The 13,758-nt window shown below is 66.0% G+C and carries 13 protein-coding genes and 2 tRNA genes; 5 read left to right on the top strand and 10 right to left on the bottom strand.

The genetic code is table 11. From position 1 onward, the window contains the following. Window positions 1–16: 16 nt before the first annotated feature. Window positions 17–481: an Lrp/AsnC family transcriptional regulator gene (locus tag ACQ86L_RS12510; RefSeq protein ID WP_434315683.1), complete on the top strand. Its 465-nt coding sequence runs from the start codon at window positions 17–19 to the stop codon at window positions 479–481. A 4-nt stretch (window positions 482–485) separates the two neighbouring features. Here ACQ86L_RS12510 and ACQ86L_RS12505 read toward each other — a convergent pair. From ACQ86L_RS12505 to dnaA, 10 genes are all read right to left on the bottom strand, one after another. Further along, window positions 486–558 (bottom strand) — tRNA-Ala (locus ACQ86L_RS12505). Window positions 559–583: 25 nt separating this feature from the next. Then, window positions 584–660, bottom strand: a tRNA-Ile gene (locus ACQ86L_RS12500). A gap of 66 nt (window positions 661–726) precedes the next feature. Then, entirely contained in the window at window positions 727–1,140 is a 414-nt protein-coding gene (locus ACQ86L_RS12495; protein WP_369961733.1) for a DUF3566 domain-containing protein, read from the bottom strand. Next, a complete protein-coding gene (gyrA, locus tag ACQ86L_RS12490; protein ID WP_434315682.1) occupies window positions 1,130–3,688 on the bottom strand; it encodes a DNA gyrase subunit A in 2,559 nt (852 codons plus the stop codon). The genes ACQ86L_RS12495 and gyrA overlap by 11 nt, the downstream gene beginning before the upstream one ends. 43 nt (window positions 3,689–3,731) lie before the next feature. After that, window positions 3,732–5,741: a DNA topoisomerase (ATP-hydrolyzing) subunit B gene (gyrB, locus tag ACQ86L_RS12485; RefSeq protein ID WP_434315681.1), complete on the bottom strand. Its 2,010-nt coding sequence runs from the start codon at window positions 5,739–5,741 to the stop codon at window positions 3,732–3,734. 123 nt (window positions 5,742–5,864) lie between these two features. Then, a complete protein-coding gene (locus tag ACQ86L_RS12480; RefSeq protein ID WP_434318888.1) occupies window positions 5,865–6,311 on the bottom strand; it encodes a DUF721 domain-containing protein in 447 nt (148 codons plus the stop codon). Between the two features lie 26 nt (window positions 6,312–6,337). Beyond that, entirely contained in the window at window positions 6,338–7,492 is a 1,155-nt protein-coding gene (recF, locus tag ACQ86L_RS12475; protein ID WP_434315680.1) for a DNA replication/repair protein RecF, read from the bottom strand. 6 nt (window positions 7,493–7,498) lie between these two features. Beyond that, complete coding sequence (gene gnd / locus ACQ86L_RS12470; protein ID WP_434315679.1) at window positions 7,499–8,386, bottom strand: phosphogluconate dehydrogenase (NAD(+)-dependent, decarboxylating); 888 nt, start codon at window positions 8,384–8,386, stop codon at window positions 7,499–7,501. A gap of 36 nt (window positions 8,387–8,422) precedes the next feature. Continuing rightward, window positions 8,423–9,568 carry a DNA polymerase III subunit beta gene (gene dnaN, locus ACQ86L_RS12465; RefSeq protein WP_434315678.1) on the bottom strand — a complete coding sequence of 382 codons (1,146 nt, stop codon included), beginning with the start codon at window positions 9,566–9,568 and terminating at the stop codon, window positions 8,423–8,425. A 437-nt stretch (window positions 9,569–10,005) separates the two neighbouring features. After that, a complete protein-coding gene (gene dnaA, locus ACQ86L_RS12460) occupies window positions 10,006–11,430 on the bottom strand; it encodes a chromosomal replication initiator protein DnaA (protein ID WP_434315677.1) in 1,425 nt (474 codons plus the stop codon). 444 nt (window positions 11,431–11,874) lie between these two features. Between dnaA and rpmH the strand changes: the two genes are divergently transcribed. The 4 genes from rpmH to yidC are packed head-to-tail and all read left to right on the top strand — an operon-like array spanning window position 11,875 to window position 13,757. Next, the gene (gene rpmH / locus ACQ86L_RS12455; RefSeq protein ID WP_021763546.1) at window positions 11,875–12,012 is read left to right on the top strand and encodes a 50S ribosomal protein L34; all 138 of its coding nucleotides are present in this window, start codon (window positions 11,875–11,877) and stop codon (window positions 12,010–12,012) included. 42 nt (window positions 12,013–12,054) lie between these two features. Next, on the top strand, window positions 12,055–12,471 hold the full coding sequence (rnpA, locus tag ACQ86L_RS12450; protein WP_434315676.1) for a ribonuclease P protein component: 417 nt from the start codon (window positions 12,055–12,057) through the stop codon (window positions 12,469–12,471). Then, entirely contained in the window at window positions 12,468–12,779 is a 312-nt protein-coding gene (gene yidD / locus ACQ86L_RS12445) for a membrane protein insertion efficiency factor YidD (RefSeq protein ID WP_434315675.1), read from the top strand. The genes rnpA and yidD overlap by 4 nt, the downstream gene beginning before the upstream one ends. 9 nt (window positions 12,780–12,788) lie before the next feature. Beyond that, complete coding sequence (yidC, locus tag ACQ86L_RS12440) at window positions 12,789–13,757, top strand: membrane protein insertase YidC (RefSeq protein ID WP_345838770.1); 969 nt, start codon at window positions 12,789–12,791, stop codon at window positions 13,755–13,757. The last annotated feature ends 1 nt before the right edge of the window (window position 13,758 follow it).

Here is a 13,758-nt window from a genome sequence, read left to right as displayed (position 1 = left end):
GTGCCAGAATCCACTCATGACCGCGAATCCACCATTCACCGCCGACGGAGTCGACCGCGCCCTCCTCGCCGAGCTCCAGCGCGACGGGAGGCAGTCGATCGCGGAGCTCGCCCGCACCGTCCACATGTCGAACAGCGCTGTCGCCGAGCGCGTTCGGAGGTTGGAGGAAGCGGGGGTGGTCTCGGGCTATCGCGCGGTAGTGGACCCGGAGCGCCTGGGGTACGGGATCCTCGCGTTCCTGCGGCTGCGCTACCCGAGCAGCCAGTACACGCCGCTGCACGACCTGCTCGCGATTACGCCGGAGGTCGTGGAGGCCCACCACGTCACGGGAGACGACTGCTTCATCCTGAAGGTCGTCGCGACCTCGATGCGCCACCTCGAACAGGTGTCCGGCACGATCGGGACCCTCGGCAGCGTGACGACGAGCATCGCGTACTCGAGCACCGTGCCGACGCGAGCGATCCAGCCGCCGGGTGAATGAACTGTGGAGCCTAGGAGATTCGAACTCCTGACATCCTGCTTGCAAAGCAGGCGCTCTACCAACTGAGCTAAGGCCCCGGGGGATGGTGTCCGTCACGACACATGGTGGGGATACGAGGACTTGAACCTCGGACCTCTTCGTTATCAGCGAAGCGCTCTAACCGCCTGAGCTATATCCCCGAATGGGCAACAGATAAGAGGGTACCTGATCTGAGCCCGGATGGTGAAATCGAGCGCCGGCCGCGCTCAGTTGTTGGTGAAGCCCACGAGCAGACCGCCCGTGATCTTGACCGACAGGTTGTAGAGCAGCGCGAACACGGCGCCGAGAGCGGTCACCACGACGATGTCGAGGATGCCCACCACCAGTGAGAAGCCCATGACCTGGCCGAGGCCGAGCACGGAGCGGAGGTCGCCGCCGCTCGCGCCGGAGACGTCCTTCACGAGGCCGTTGAGCTGGTCGAAGATGCCGGTGCGGTCGAGGACGGTCCAGATCAGGAAGGTGCCGACGATCGCGATGATCGCCAGGCAGATGCCTGCGAGGAACGAGAGCTTCACGGTCGACCAGAAGTCGACATAGACGAGCTTCAGTCGCACCTGCTTGGCGGACGTGGGTCGTCGTGTCGACTTCCTCGCGAGTTTCTCGGCGACGCTACTGCTCATCAACGGCTTCATCCTTCCCGGCACGACCGGTTTCATCGTCGGCTACCGATTCTGCATCGGCTTCCTGGGAATCCAGGTTGCGCTCGGTGTTCTTCGCCAGAGCGATGATCTTGTCTGTCTCGGCGAATCGTGCAAAAACGACACCCATAGTGTCTCGGCCCTTGGCGGGTACCTCGGCCACGGCAGAGCGTACCACCTTGCCGCTGGCAAGAACCACCAGGACCTCGTCGTCCTCGTCGACGATGAGAGAACCCACCAGATCCCCTCGGTCGTCGCTCAGTTTGGCAACCTTGATGCCCAGTCCGCCGCGGTTCTGGAGGCGGTACTGGTCGGCCGAGGTGCGCTTGGCGTAGCCTCCCTCGGTCACGACGAAGACGTAGCCCTCGTCGGAGACGACGGCCGCGTCGAGCAGACTGTCGTCGCCGCGGAAGTGCATCCCGATCACACCCGAGGTGGAGCGGCCCATCGGCCGGAGCGCCTCGTCGGTTGCTGTGAATCGGATCGACATGCCCTTGCGGGAAACGAGCAGGAGGTCGGAGTCCTCCTCGACCAGCAGTGCGGAGACGAGCTCGTCGTCCTCGCGGAGCTTGATCGCGATGATGCCGCCGGAGCGGTTGGTGTCGTACTCCTCCAGCGCGGTCTTCTTGATGAGGCCGTCACGGGTGGCGAGCACGAGGTACTGCGCGGCCTTGTAGTCGCGGATGTCCAGGATCTCCGCGATCTCCTCGTCCGGCTGCATGGCGAGCAGGTTCGCGACGTGCTGGCCCTTCGCGTCGCGGCCGGCCTCCTGCAGCTCGTACGCCTTGGCGCGGTAGACGCGGCCCTTGTTCGTGAAGAAGAGGAGCCAGTGGTGCGTCGTGGTGACGAAGAAGTGGTCGACCACATCCTCGCCGCGGAGCTGGGCGCCCTTGACGCCCTTGCCGCCGCGGTGCTGGCTGCGGTAGTTGTCGCTGCGCGTGCGCTTGATGTAGCCGCCGCGCGTGACCGTGACCACCATCTCCTCTTCGGGGATGAGGTCCTCCATGCTCATGTCGCCGTCGAAGCCGAACATGATCTCGGTGCGGCGGTCGTCGCCGAATCGGTCGACGATCTCGGTGAGCTCCTCGCTCACGATCGTGCGCTGACGCGTCGGGTCCTCGAGGATCGCCTTGAGGTCGAGGATCTCCAGCTCGATCTGGTCGTGCTCCTCGATGATCTTCTGGCGCTCCAGGGCGGCGAGGCGGCGCAGCTGCATGGCGAGGATGGCGTCCGCCTGGACGTCGTCCACGTCGAGCAGGGTCTTCAGACCGTCGCGGGCGTCCTCCACGGTCGCCGACCGGCGGATGAGCGCGATGACCTCGTCCAGCGCGTCGAGCGCCTTGAGGTAGCCGCGCAGGATGTGGGCGCGCTCCTCTTTCTTGCGGAGGCGGAAGCGGGTGCGGCGCACGATGACGTCGATCTGGTGCTCGACCCACGCAGTGATGAAGCCGTCGAGGGCCAGCGTGCGCGGGACGTTGTCCACGATCGCCAGCATGTTGGCGCCGAAGTTCTCCTGCAGCTGGGTGTGCTTGTAGAGGTTGTTCAGCACGACCTTCGCGACCGCGTCGCGCTTGAGGACGATCACGAGGCGCTGTCCGGTGCGGCCCGAGGTCTCGTCGCGGATGTCGGCGATGCCGCCGACGCGGCCGTCCTTGACCAGCTCCGCGATCTTGATCGCCAGGTTGTCCGGGTTCACCTGGTACGGCAGCTCGGTGACCACCAGGCACACGCGGCCCTGGAGCTCCTCGATACTGACGACGGCGCGCATCGTGATCGAGCCGCGGCCGGTGCGGTAGGTGTCCTGGATGCCCTTGATGCCGAGGATCTGCGCGCCGGTCGGGAAGTCCGGGCCCTTGATCCGCTTGATCAGCTCTTCCAGCAGCTCCTCACGGGAGGCGTCCGGGTTGGCGAGGTGCCAGAGGGCGCCGTCCGCGACCTCCCGGAGGTTGTGCGGCGGGATGTTCGTGGCCATGCCGACCGCGATGCCGACCGAGCCGTTGACCAGCAGGTTCGGGAAGCGGCTGGGGAGGACGGCCGGCTCCTGGGTGCGGCCGTCGTAGTTGTCCTGGAAGTCGACGGTCTCCTCGTCGATGTCCCTGACCATCTCCAGCGCCAGCGGGGCCATCTTGGTCTCGGTGTATCGCGGGGCGGCGGCTCCGTCGTTGCCCGGTGATCCGAAGTTGCCCTGGCCGAGCGCGAGCGGGTAGCGGAGGCTCCACGGCTGCACGAGGCGCACGAGCGCGTCGTAGATGGCGGAGTCACCGTGCGGGTGGAACTGCCCCATCACGTCGCCGACGACGCGGGCGCACTTCGAGAACGCCTTGTCCGGCCGGTAGCCGCCGTCGAACATCGCGTAGATCACGCGCCGGTGGACCGGCTTCAGGCCGTCGCGCACCTCGGGCAGCGCGCGCCCGACGATGACGCTCATCGCGTAGTCGAGGTACGACCGCTGCATCTCCGACTGCAGGTCGACCTGGTCGATCCTGCCGTGGATGCCGAAGCCTTCGCCGGTGGGGGTCTCGTCCGTCACAGTGCTCTCTTCTCAGACCGTGGGGTCTCGTCGTCGCGGGTCCTCAGATGTCGAGGAACCGCACGTCCTTGGCGTTCTTCTGGATGAACGAACGGCGCGACTCGACGTCCTCGCCCATCAGGGTGGCGAAGATCTCGTCGGCGGCGGCCGCGTCGTCGAGCGTCACCTGGAGCAGCGTGCGCGTCTCCGGGTTCATCGTGGTCTCCCACAGCTCCTTGTAGTCCATCTCACCCAGACCCTTGTAGCGCTGCACGCCGTTGTCCTTCGGGATGCGCTTGCCGGCGGCGAGGCCCTCCGCGAGGAACGCGTCGCGCTCGCGATCGGAGTAGACGTACTCGTGCTCGGCGTTCGACCACTTGAGCCGGTAGAGCGGCGGCTGCGCGAGGTACACGTAGCCGAGCTCGATGAGCGGTCGCATGTAGCGGAACAGCAGGGTCAGCAGCAGGGTCGTGATGTGCTGGCCGTCCACATCGGCGTCGGCCATCAGCACGATCTTGTGGTAGCGCGCCTTCTCCGGGTTGAAGTCCTCGCCGATACCGGCGCCGAACGCGGTGATCATGGCCTGGACCTCGTTGTTCGCGAGGGCGCGGTCGAGCCGGGCCTTCTCGACGTTGAGGATCTTGCCGCGCAGCGGGAGGATCGCCTGCGTCTCGGGGTTGCGGCCCTGGACGGCCGAGCCGCCGGCCGAGTCGCCCTCGACGATGAAGATCTCCGACAGCGTCGGATCCTTGGAGGCGCAGTCCTTGAGCTTGCCCGGCATCCCGCCGCTCTCCAGCAGGCCCTTGCGGCGCGCGGTCTCGCGCGCCTTGCGAGCGGCGAGGCGGGCGGTCGCGGCCTGGAGTGCCTTGCGGATGATCTCCTTGGCCTGGTTCGGGTTGCGGTCGAACCAGTCGCCGAGCTGGTCGCCGACGACCTTCTGCACGAACGCCTTGGCCTCGGTGTTGCCGAGCTTGGTCTTGGTCTGGCCCTCGAACTGCGGCTCGGACAGCTTGACCGAGATGACGGCGGTCAGGCCCTCGCGCACGTCCTCACCGGAGAGGTTATCGTCCTTCTCCTTGAGGATGTTCTTCTCGCGCGCGTACCGGTTGACCAGCGTGGTCAGTGCAGCGCGGAACCCTTCCTCGTGCGTGCCGCCCTCGTGCGTGTTGATCGTGTTCGCGTAGGTGAAGACGGACTCGTTGTAGCTCGTGGTCCACTGCATCGCGACTTCGAGCGCGATCTTGCGATCGGTGTCCTCCGACTCGAACGAGATGATCTCGTCGTGGACCACGTCGGCCTTCTTGGCGGAGTTGAGGTAGTGCACGTAGTCGGTCAGGCCGCGCTCGTAGAGGAAGACCTCCGAGCGCGCGGCGAACACCGTCGCGTCTTCTTCGACCTCGCCCTCGACGGGCTCGACCTCGGGCGCGCGCTGGTCGGTGATCGCGATGCGCAGACCCTTGTTGAGGAAGGCCATCTGCTGGAACCGTGTGCGGAGCGTGTCGTAGTCGAACACGATCGTTTCGAACGTGTCGGCGCTCGGCCAGAACGTGATGATCGTCCCGGTGCGGTCGGACGGCTCGCCCTTCTCGAGCGGGGCCTGCGGCACGCCGTTGCGGTAGCTCTGCCGCCAGACGTGCTCCTGACGGTGGACTTCGACGTCGAGACGCGAGGAGAGCGCGTTCACGACGGAGCTGCCGACGCCGTGGAGACCGCCGGAGACCGCGTAGCCGCCGCCGCCGAACTTTCCACCGGCGTGCAGGATCGTGAGGACGACCTCCACCGTGGACTTCTTCTCGGTCGGGTGCTCGTCCACCGGGATGCCGCGGCCGTTGTCGTCCACCCGCACGGCGCCGTCGGGGAGGATCGTCACCTCGATGTTGTCGGCGTGGCCGGCGAGCGCCTCGTCGACGGAGTTGTCGACGATCTCGTAGACCAGGTGGTGGAGGCCGCGGGGACCGGTGGAGCCGATGTACATTCCGGGTCGTTTGCGGACGGCTTCGAGACCTTCGAGGATCTGGATCTCATTCGCGCCGTAGTCGTGTTCCGCCTCGGCCCTGTTCGGTTCCATCGTCATATGAAATTTGGCTCCTGACCGCACCTGACAGTGACTCTCCATTCTACCAAGGGCAGGGAGCCGGAATACCCGAAATCGCCCCTCTGACGCGTTTTCTTCGAATGGGCGACCTCTTTTGTGCTGTCAGCCGTAAGTATCGCGCGGACCGCGCCCTGGAATCGACCTGGGACCGCGTTTCCAGGAGGGGGCGTCCGGGCCTTGAAAACGGATCGACTGGATGTCCGCGTCCGGGAACCGCTCGCCGATGCGCACCAGCAGCTCCGAACGCATCATCCGCAGCTGCGTCGCCCAGGCCGTCGACTCGCATCGCACGACCAGCACGCCGTCGGTGATCTGGTCGGGAACCGCATGCTTGGCGGTCTCCTCGCCGGCAAGCTGCTCCCAGCCCTCCAGGAGGTCGGACTTCGCGAGCGGCGCGGTCCAGCCGAGCTGCTGCGCGAGGGCGTCGACAACGTCGCCGAGCCCGCGCGGGTCGCGACCGGCCCCGAACGGCTTGGACGCCGACGGGTCCTCCGCGCCGCGTTTCGTGCGGCGACTGCGGGAGGGGGTGCCCGTGAAGAGCTCCTTCATCCGCAGGTAGACGGCCGACGCCTCGCTCACGATCCCACGATAGTCCCGGCCTCGATCCGCACGGTGTGGGCGGTGAGCGTCTCCGGGACGTCGTCGTAGACGGCAGCCGTGATGAGGACCTGCTCGTAACCGGCTACGGCGGTTGCGAGCATGCGCCTGCGGGCCTGATCCAGCTCGGCGAAGACGTCGTCGAGGATCAGCACGGGGTCGCCGGTCGAGGACTCCCGGCGCAGCAGCTCGGCGGAGGCCAGCTTCAGCGCGAGCGCGAACGACCAGGACTCGCCGTGGCTGGCGTAGCCCTTGGCCGGCAGACCGTTGAGTTCGAACAGCACGTCGTCGCGGTGCGGGCCGACCAGGGTGAGGCCACGCTCCAGCTCCTTGCCGCGCACCGCGGCCAGGGCGCCGCGGAACACGTCCGCCGTGTCACCGGCTGAGCTGGTTACCGTCGTGTCGGCATCGTCGTCCTCATCGTCCACGTGCGCGCCGCGGATCGTGAGCTGCGGGATGAGCCGCGGATGGTGGTCATCGCCGGCGACCGACCGGTACGCGGCCACGAGCGGGTCGCTGAGCCGGGCGACCAGGTCGAGCCGCGCATCCACCAGTTCCGTGCCGAGCGCGACCAGGCGCTCGTCCCAGATGTCCAGGGTCCCGAGCTGGTCGGGCTTCACTCGGGAGGCGCGGGCCGACTTCAACAGGGTGTTCCGCTGCTTCAGCACCCGCTCGTAATCGGCGATGACCGCCGAGAAGCGCGGGCTCCGCTGGATCAGGAGCTGATCGAGGAACCGGCGTCGGATACCGGGCTCACCGCGGACCAGCGCCAGATCCTCCGGGGCGAACAGCACGCTGGAGAAGTACCGCGGCAGCTCGCGCGGCTTGATCGCGCCGCGATTGACCTGCGCGCGATTCGGCGAGGACCGGTTGAGCTGCACCTCCACGAGGAGCTCGCGACCGTCGTGCTCGATGCGCGCTCGGACGATCGCCGAATCGGCGTCCTTGCGGATCATCGCCTGATCGCTCGACACCCGATGCGACCCGAGGGTGCTCAGGTAGCCGAGCGATTCGACGAGGTTGGTCTTGCCCTGACCGTTGCGGCCGACGAACAGATTGGCGCCGGCCGCGAACGGGACGTCCGCGGTGAGATAGTTGCGGAAATCAGTCAGGGAAAGGTGCGTAACTCTCAATGAGGGTTAGTCCACGGCCTTCACGGCGTGGCCGCCGAACTGGTTGCGGAGGGCGGCGACCGCCTTCATCGCGGGCGAGTCCTTCTGGCGCGAGACGAAGCGCGCGAAGATCGAGGCGCTGATCGTGGGGACGGGGACGGCGTTGTTCAGCGCCTCCTCGACGGTCCAGCGGCCCTCGCCCGAGTCCTGCACGAAGCCTTCGATGTGCTCGAACTCCGGGTCCTGCTCCAGCGCGCGCACCAGGAGGTCGAGCAGCCAGGAGCGGACGACCGTGCCGCGCTGCCACGCCTTGAACGTGCCGGTGACGTCCTTGATGATGTCCTTGCGCGTGTCGAGGAGCTCGTAACCCTCGGCGTAGGCCTGCATCAGCGCGTACTCGATGCCGTTGTGCACCATCTTCGCGTAGTGGCCGGCGCCGACCTCGCCGACGTGGACGAAGCCCTCGTCGCGCGGGCCCTCCGGACGCAGCGCGTCGAACACGGGCATGACCCGCTCGACCTGCTCCTTGGAGCCGCCGACCATCAGGCCGTAGCCGTTGTCGAGACCCCAGATGCCGCCGGAGACGCCGGCGTCCATGAAGTCGACGCCCTTCGGCGCGAGCTGCTCGGCGTGCTTGAAGTCCTCGGTGAACTTCGAGTTTCCGCCGTCGATGACGAGATCGCCCTTCTCCAGCAGCGGCTCCAGGTCGGAGATCACCGAGTCGGTGACCTCGCCGGCCGGCACCATCACCCAGACGGTGCGCGGAGCAGGGAGCGCCGCGACGAGGTCGGCGAGGGTGGCCACATCCGACACGTCGGGATTGGTGTCGTAGCCGGTGACCTCGATGCCCTTCTTCTCCAGGCGAGCGCGCATGTTGTTGCCCATGCGTCCGAGACCGATGAGGCCGATGTGCATGATTGTCCTTCTTCTCTCGTGGAGCGGGACCGGGTCCTAGCGGAGCAGCAGGTTGGGCTGCAGCAGGTACTTGTAGGAGTCCGAACCGGACTGATCCTTCGAGGTCTGACTCGTGATGAGCACCGGACCCGGCTTGTTGGGGTTCTCGGTCTTGGTGAAGGAGATGCGCACGAATTCCGAGTGCACGGCACCGAGACCATCGAGCAGGAACTGCGGCTTCAATGAAACCACCGTCTCCTGGCCAGTGAGGAGAGCGTCGATGCTCTCGGATGCTTGCGCCTGCTCCGAGCCGATCGCTTCCAGCGTCAGCCCGTCGGCGGTGAAGGTGTAGCGGAGCGCGGCCTCGCGCTCCAGGACGAGGGAGACGCGGCGCGTCGCCTCGATGAGCTCGGCGGTGTTCATCACCGCGTAGTTGTCGACCTGCTCGGGGAAGAGCCGGCGGACCGGCGGGAAGTTGCCCTTGATCAGCAGCGACGTCACCGTCTTCTTGTCGGCCGTGAACGCGATGAGCTCGCGGTCGTCGCGGTTGGTGATCGAGATGGAGACCGTCCCGGAGTGGCCGAACGTCTTGCCGATCTCCGTCAGGGTGCGGGCGGGGACGAGCGCGGTCTGGGGCTCGCCGGAGGTGGTGCCGTTGTCCCAGTCGATCTCGCGGACGGCCACGCGGTAGCGGTCGGTCGCGACGAGGCCGAGCGTGTTGTTGCCGACTTCGAGCTGCACTCCGGTGATCACCGGGGTGACGTCGTCGCGCGACGCGGCGACACCCACCTGGGCGACGGCCTCGGCGAACTCCTCGGCGGGCACGAGTCCGGCCTCCCCGCCGACCTGCGGGATGCTCGGGTATTCCTCCACCGGCATGGACAGGAGCGTGAAGTTCGCCGAGCCGGCCCGGACCACGATCTTCGACTCCTCGGTCGAGAACTGCACGGGCGCGTTCGGGAGCTTGGCGGCGATCTCCGCCAGGAGGCGCCCGGAGACGAGCACGCGGCCCGGCTCCTCGACCTCGGCTGCGATCTGCGTCTGCGCCGACACCTCGTAGTCGAACGACGAGAGCTGAAGGCCCGTGTCGGTGGTCTCGATCAGTACGCCGCTCAGGATGGGGAGGGTGGTCCTCTGCGGAAGAAGCTTCACGGCGAAGGAGACGGCCTCACTGAAGACATCCCGATTGGCTTGGAACTTCACGAAGTCTCCCTGGTCGGCGCTCGGATACGAACGTCACCGATCCTAGCGCTTGGCCTTCGGCGGAGAAGTTGTCATTCGAGCCAGCGCTTGAGGTTGTCGGCCGGCCTTAACTGAGAAGGATTAATCATTAATGGTGTTAACCGCTGTGGAAACTGTGGATAACTCGGTGGATACCTTGCAATCAGTGGGAACTACACCCTCGTGACTTGTTGATGACCGGTGGAATCCCACTGTTGACAAGGATGTCGAGCCCGAGCCCGATCGACGGCTTTTCACAGCCCCGCAGCCGTAGTCCCCATTAATCGAGCGACTTTCCGGAACTTCTCCACAAGTTATCCCCAGGTGTTAATAACGAACTCTCCCCACTCTGGGGATCAATCTGTGGATAACTTTCTCGACGGCCGCGGCGTGGCGTGCAGTCGATGCCGTCCGCCGGCTTACTTGCCGTAGCGGTGGTTCTGCTTGATCCGGCTGGTGAGCTCGGTCACCTGGTTGTAGATCGAGCGCCGCTCCTTCATGAGCTCGCTGATCTTCTTGTTCGCGTACATCACGGTCGTGTGGTCGCGGCCGCCGAAGAGCTGTCCGATCTTCGGCAGCGAGAGGTTGGTCAGCTCGCGGCACAGGTACATCGCGATCTGGCGGGCGGTCGCCACCGCCTGCGAACGGCTCGACCCGTAGAGGTCGTCGACGCTGAGCTTGAAGTACTCCGCGGTGTTGGTGATGATGTCGGTCGGCGCGATCACGTTGTCGTCGTCGAGGGTGATCAGGTCCTTCAGCACCGTCTGCACCAGCGGCATGTCGACCGGCGTGCGGTTCAGGCTCGCGAACGCCGTGACGCGAATGAGCGTCCCCTCCAGCTCGCGGATGTTGCTCGACACCTTCGACGCCATGAACTCCAGGATGTCGTCCGGGACGAGGATCTTCTCGCTCTGCGCCTTCTTCCGGAGGATCGCGATGCGGGTCTCCAGGTCGGGGACCTGGACGTCGGTGATCAGACCCCACTCGAAGCGCGACCGCATGCGGTCCTCGAAGCCGGTCAGGTGCTTCGGCGGGAGGTCGCTGGTGATGACCACCTGCTTGTTGTGGTCGTGGAGGGTGTTGAACGTGTGGAAGAACGCCTCCTGCGTCTCGACCGCCCGCTGCAGGAACTGGATGTCGTCGATCAGCAGGATGTCGATGTTGCGGTAGCGCGCCTGGAAGGACGAGCCCCGGTTGTTCGCGATCGAGTTGATGAAGTCGTTCGTGAACTCCTCGCTCGACACGTACCGGACGCGGATGCCCGGGTACAGGCTCATGGCGTAGTGACCGATGGCGTGCAGGAGGTGGGTCTTGCCCAGGCCTGAGTCGCCGTAGATGAAGAGCGGGTTGTACGCCTTGGCCGGTGCCTCCGCCACGGCGACCGCGGCCGCGTGCGCGAACCGGTTGGACTGCCCGATGACGAAGTTGTCGAAGCTGTACTTGGAGTTGAGGCGGGTGTCGCCGTTGCGCGGGGGCGCGGTGATCTCGGTCGGCGGCGCCACCATCGGCGCGACCGCGTCCAGATAGGGGGCGGGCTCCGGCTCGGCGGGGCCGGCCATCGACTCCTGCTGGATCTCGGGGTTCACCACGATCGCGAAGGTGTTGACTTCGAGCGCCTGGTCGAGCGCGCCGATCGCGTTGAGGAGCGGGACCCGGCTGCGCTGCTCGATCATCCCGCGCGTGAACTCGTTGGGCACCTCGAGGTAGAAGGTGCCGGCCATGATGCCCTTGGGCTCGACCAGGCTGAGGAAGCCGTGCAACTGGGGGGTGATGCGGTCGTCCGTCTCGAGATTGTCGAGCACGTTCTGCCATGCCGCAGAAATGGACTCTTCGCCGCCTGCCATCGTTCCCCGTCTTCGAATTTCGTGGATGCCGTCGGCCCGGCGCGAGACGAGTCGTCCCCCGTGTGACTCGCGCTGGGCTGGCGGCAAGGATGCCGCCGTGGGGTATTCACAGAGTTATCCACCGCTGTGTGTGCAATACCGTAGCGATCTCCGGCCGATTTTGGGATGGCCTGGGGATAACTTTGGAGTTCACGCTAACTTGTCCACAGGTGTGGATCAAATTCGGTTCCCGGAATACTCCGGCGCGTCGATCACGCGCTTCCTGCTAATCCCGTGCATAATCAAGGGTTTCGGGGCGATCGGTTTGACCTCGGTCGGCCTCAGGACGTAGTTTTAATAAGTTGACTTCAGCCGTTTCGGCTGCCCAGAAACTTTCCTGGCCTCCCCGTGCTGGCCGAATTCCTTTCAGCACCGGCCTGTGAAGAGACCACCACGGAGATTGATATGAGCAAGAGAACGTTCCAGCCGAACAACCGCAAGCGCGCGAAGACCCACGGCTTCCGCCTCCGCATGCGCACGCGTGCCGGCCGCGCCATCCTTTCGGCGCGCCGCTCCAAGGGCCGCGAGAAGCTCTCGGCCTGACCCCTTCCGGGTCAGAGCCCCTTCCGGCGTAGGTCGCGGCGCGTGCTCGCGAAGAACCATCGCATCACGCGGGGCGCGGAGTACCGGGCGACCGTGCGACGAGGTGCTCGCTTCAACGGAGCGAGCACGATCGCGTACGTCCGGTTCAACCGCGACTCCGACGTGGTGCGATTCGGTTTCATCGTGAGCAAGGCGGTCGGGAACGCGGTCGTCCGCAACCGCGTCCGCCGCCGCCTCAAGGCCGCGGCGTACGACCTGCTCCCCCACCTGTCGCCGGCGGCCGCCGACGGTGCCGGCATCGATGTGGTGATCCGGGCATTACCAGCGTCCGCCCAACTGACCTGGGCTAATCTGCACGGTGAGGTTGCGCGGGCCACCGACCGTTTCCTCAGCCGTCACACCACCAGTCCGCGCGACAACCGTCCACGGGACACCAGCGAAGGCAACGTCCGTCCATGAACACCGCGATCGCAGCTGTGCTCCTCGCTCCGAGGAACGCTGCCGTGCTGGTGCTCCGGGCGTACCGAGCGGTGATCTCCCCGCTGTACGGCGATGTCTGCCGGTACTACCCCTCGTGCTCCGCTTATGCTCTGCAGGCGATTCAGGAGCATGGAGTGATCATCGGCAGCGCGCTCGGCATCCGTCGCATCGCGCGCTGCCACCCGTGGGCAGCCGGAGGGGTCGATGACGTCCCCCTCAAGAAGAAGCGGCGCTACCGGGTCACTCCGTTCGGATTCGTCGTCGCCACCAGCCAGGGAAAGGCCTAGCACCCAGACATGGACATCATCGGTACCATCCTCTGGCCCATCAAGTGGGTCGTGGAACTCATCCTCGTCGCCTGGCACTGGGTGTTCAGCAACATCGGAATGGACCCCGCGGCGGGTATCACCTGGGTGCTGTCCATCGTCGGCCTGACCGTCGTCGTGCGCGCCGCCCTCATCCCGATCTTCGTCCGGCAGATCAAGAACCAGCGCCGCATGCTGGAGATCGCGCCGCAGCTCAAGAAGATCCAGGACAAGTACAAGGGCAAGAAGGACCAGTTCTCCCGCGAGGCGATGTCGCGCGAGACGATGGAGCTCTACAAGAAGACGGGCACCAACCCGCTGAGCTCGTGCCTCCCGCTGTTGCTGCAAATGCCGGTGTTCTTCGCCCTGTTCCAGGTGCTGAACGGCGCCCAGAGCGGCAAGGCCGGCGTCGGTCCGCTGAACGCGACGCTCGCCCAGCAGTTCGGCAACGCGACGCTGTTCGGTGTGGCCCCGCTGCACCAGAGCTTCCAGGGCGCTCTGAACGCCCACCCGCAGCAGGTCGCCGTCATGGTGATCGCCGCGACGATGGTCGTGCTGATGACCGGATCGCAGTTCCTCACCCAGCTGCAGATCGTCTCCAAGAACATGTCGCCGGAGACCAAGGCGAGCCCGCAGTTCAAGCAGCAGCGCATCCTGCTGTACCTGCTCCCCTTCGTGTTCCTGTTCTCGGGCTTCGCGTTCCCGCTCGGCGTCATGTTCTACTGGCTGACCTCCAACCTGTGGACGATGGGCCAGCAGTTCCTGGTCATCCGCAACATGCCGACGCCGGGGTCGGACGCGGCCAAGGCCCGCGAGGCCCGCCTCGCACGCAAGGGCAAACTGGTGCAGGACGGCGCCGTCGTCCTCCAGGTCGACGAAGTGCCGCAGAAGCCGGTCACCACGCAGCGCGTGCAGCCGGTGAACAAGAACCGCGCGAAGAAGCAGGCCGGAAAGAAGTAGG

The sequence above is a fragment of the Leifsonia sp. P73 genome (genome assembly GCF_051059105.1).
Classification (GTDB): domain Bacteria; phylum Actinomycetota; class Actinomycetes; order Actinomycetales; family Microbacteriaceae; genus Leifsonia.
This window is presented reverse-complemented; position numbering and strand designations above follow the sequence as displayed.

Coding starts and splice junctions, on each gene's coding strand:
- ACQ86L_RS12495 (WP_369961733.1), bottom strand. CDS start 1,140: ATGAGCAGTAGCGTCGCCGAGAAACTCGCGAGGAAGTCGACACGACGA.
- rpmH (WP_021763546.1), top strand. CDS start 11,875: ATGAGCAAGAGAACGTTCCAGCCGAACAACCGCAAGCGCGCGAAGACC.
- gnd (WP_434315679.1), bottom strand. CDS start 8,386: ATGCACATCGGCCTCATCGGTCTCGGACGCATGGGCAACAACATGCGC.
- yidC (WP_345838770.1), top strand. CDS start 12,789: ATGGACATCATCGGTACCATCCTCTGGCCCATCAAGTGGGTCGTGGAA.
- yidD (WP_434315675.1), top strand. CDS start 12,468: ATGAACACCGCGATCGCAGCTGTGCTCCTCGCTCCGAGGAACGCTGCC.
- gyrB (WP_434315681.1), bottom strand. CDS start 5,741: ATGACGATGGAACCGAACAGGGCCGAGGCGGAACACGACTACGGCGCG.
- dnaA (WP_434315677.1), bottom strand. CDS start 11,430: ATGGCAGGCGGCGAAGAGTCCATTTCTGCGGCATGGCAGAACGTGCTC.
- ACQ86L_RS12480 (WP_434318888.1), bottom strand. CDS start 6,311: ATGAAGGAGCTCTTCACGGGCACCCCCTCCCGCAGTCGCCGCACGAAA.
- ACQ86L_RS12510 (WP_434315683.1), top strand. CDS start 17: ATGACCGCGAATCCACCATTCACCGCCGACGGAGTCGACCGCGCCCTC.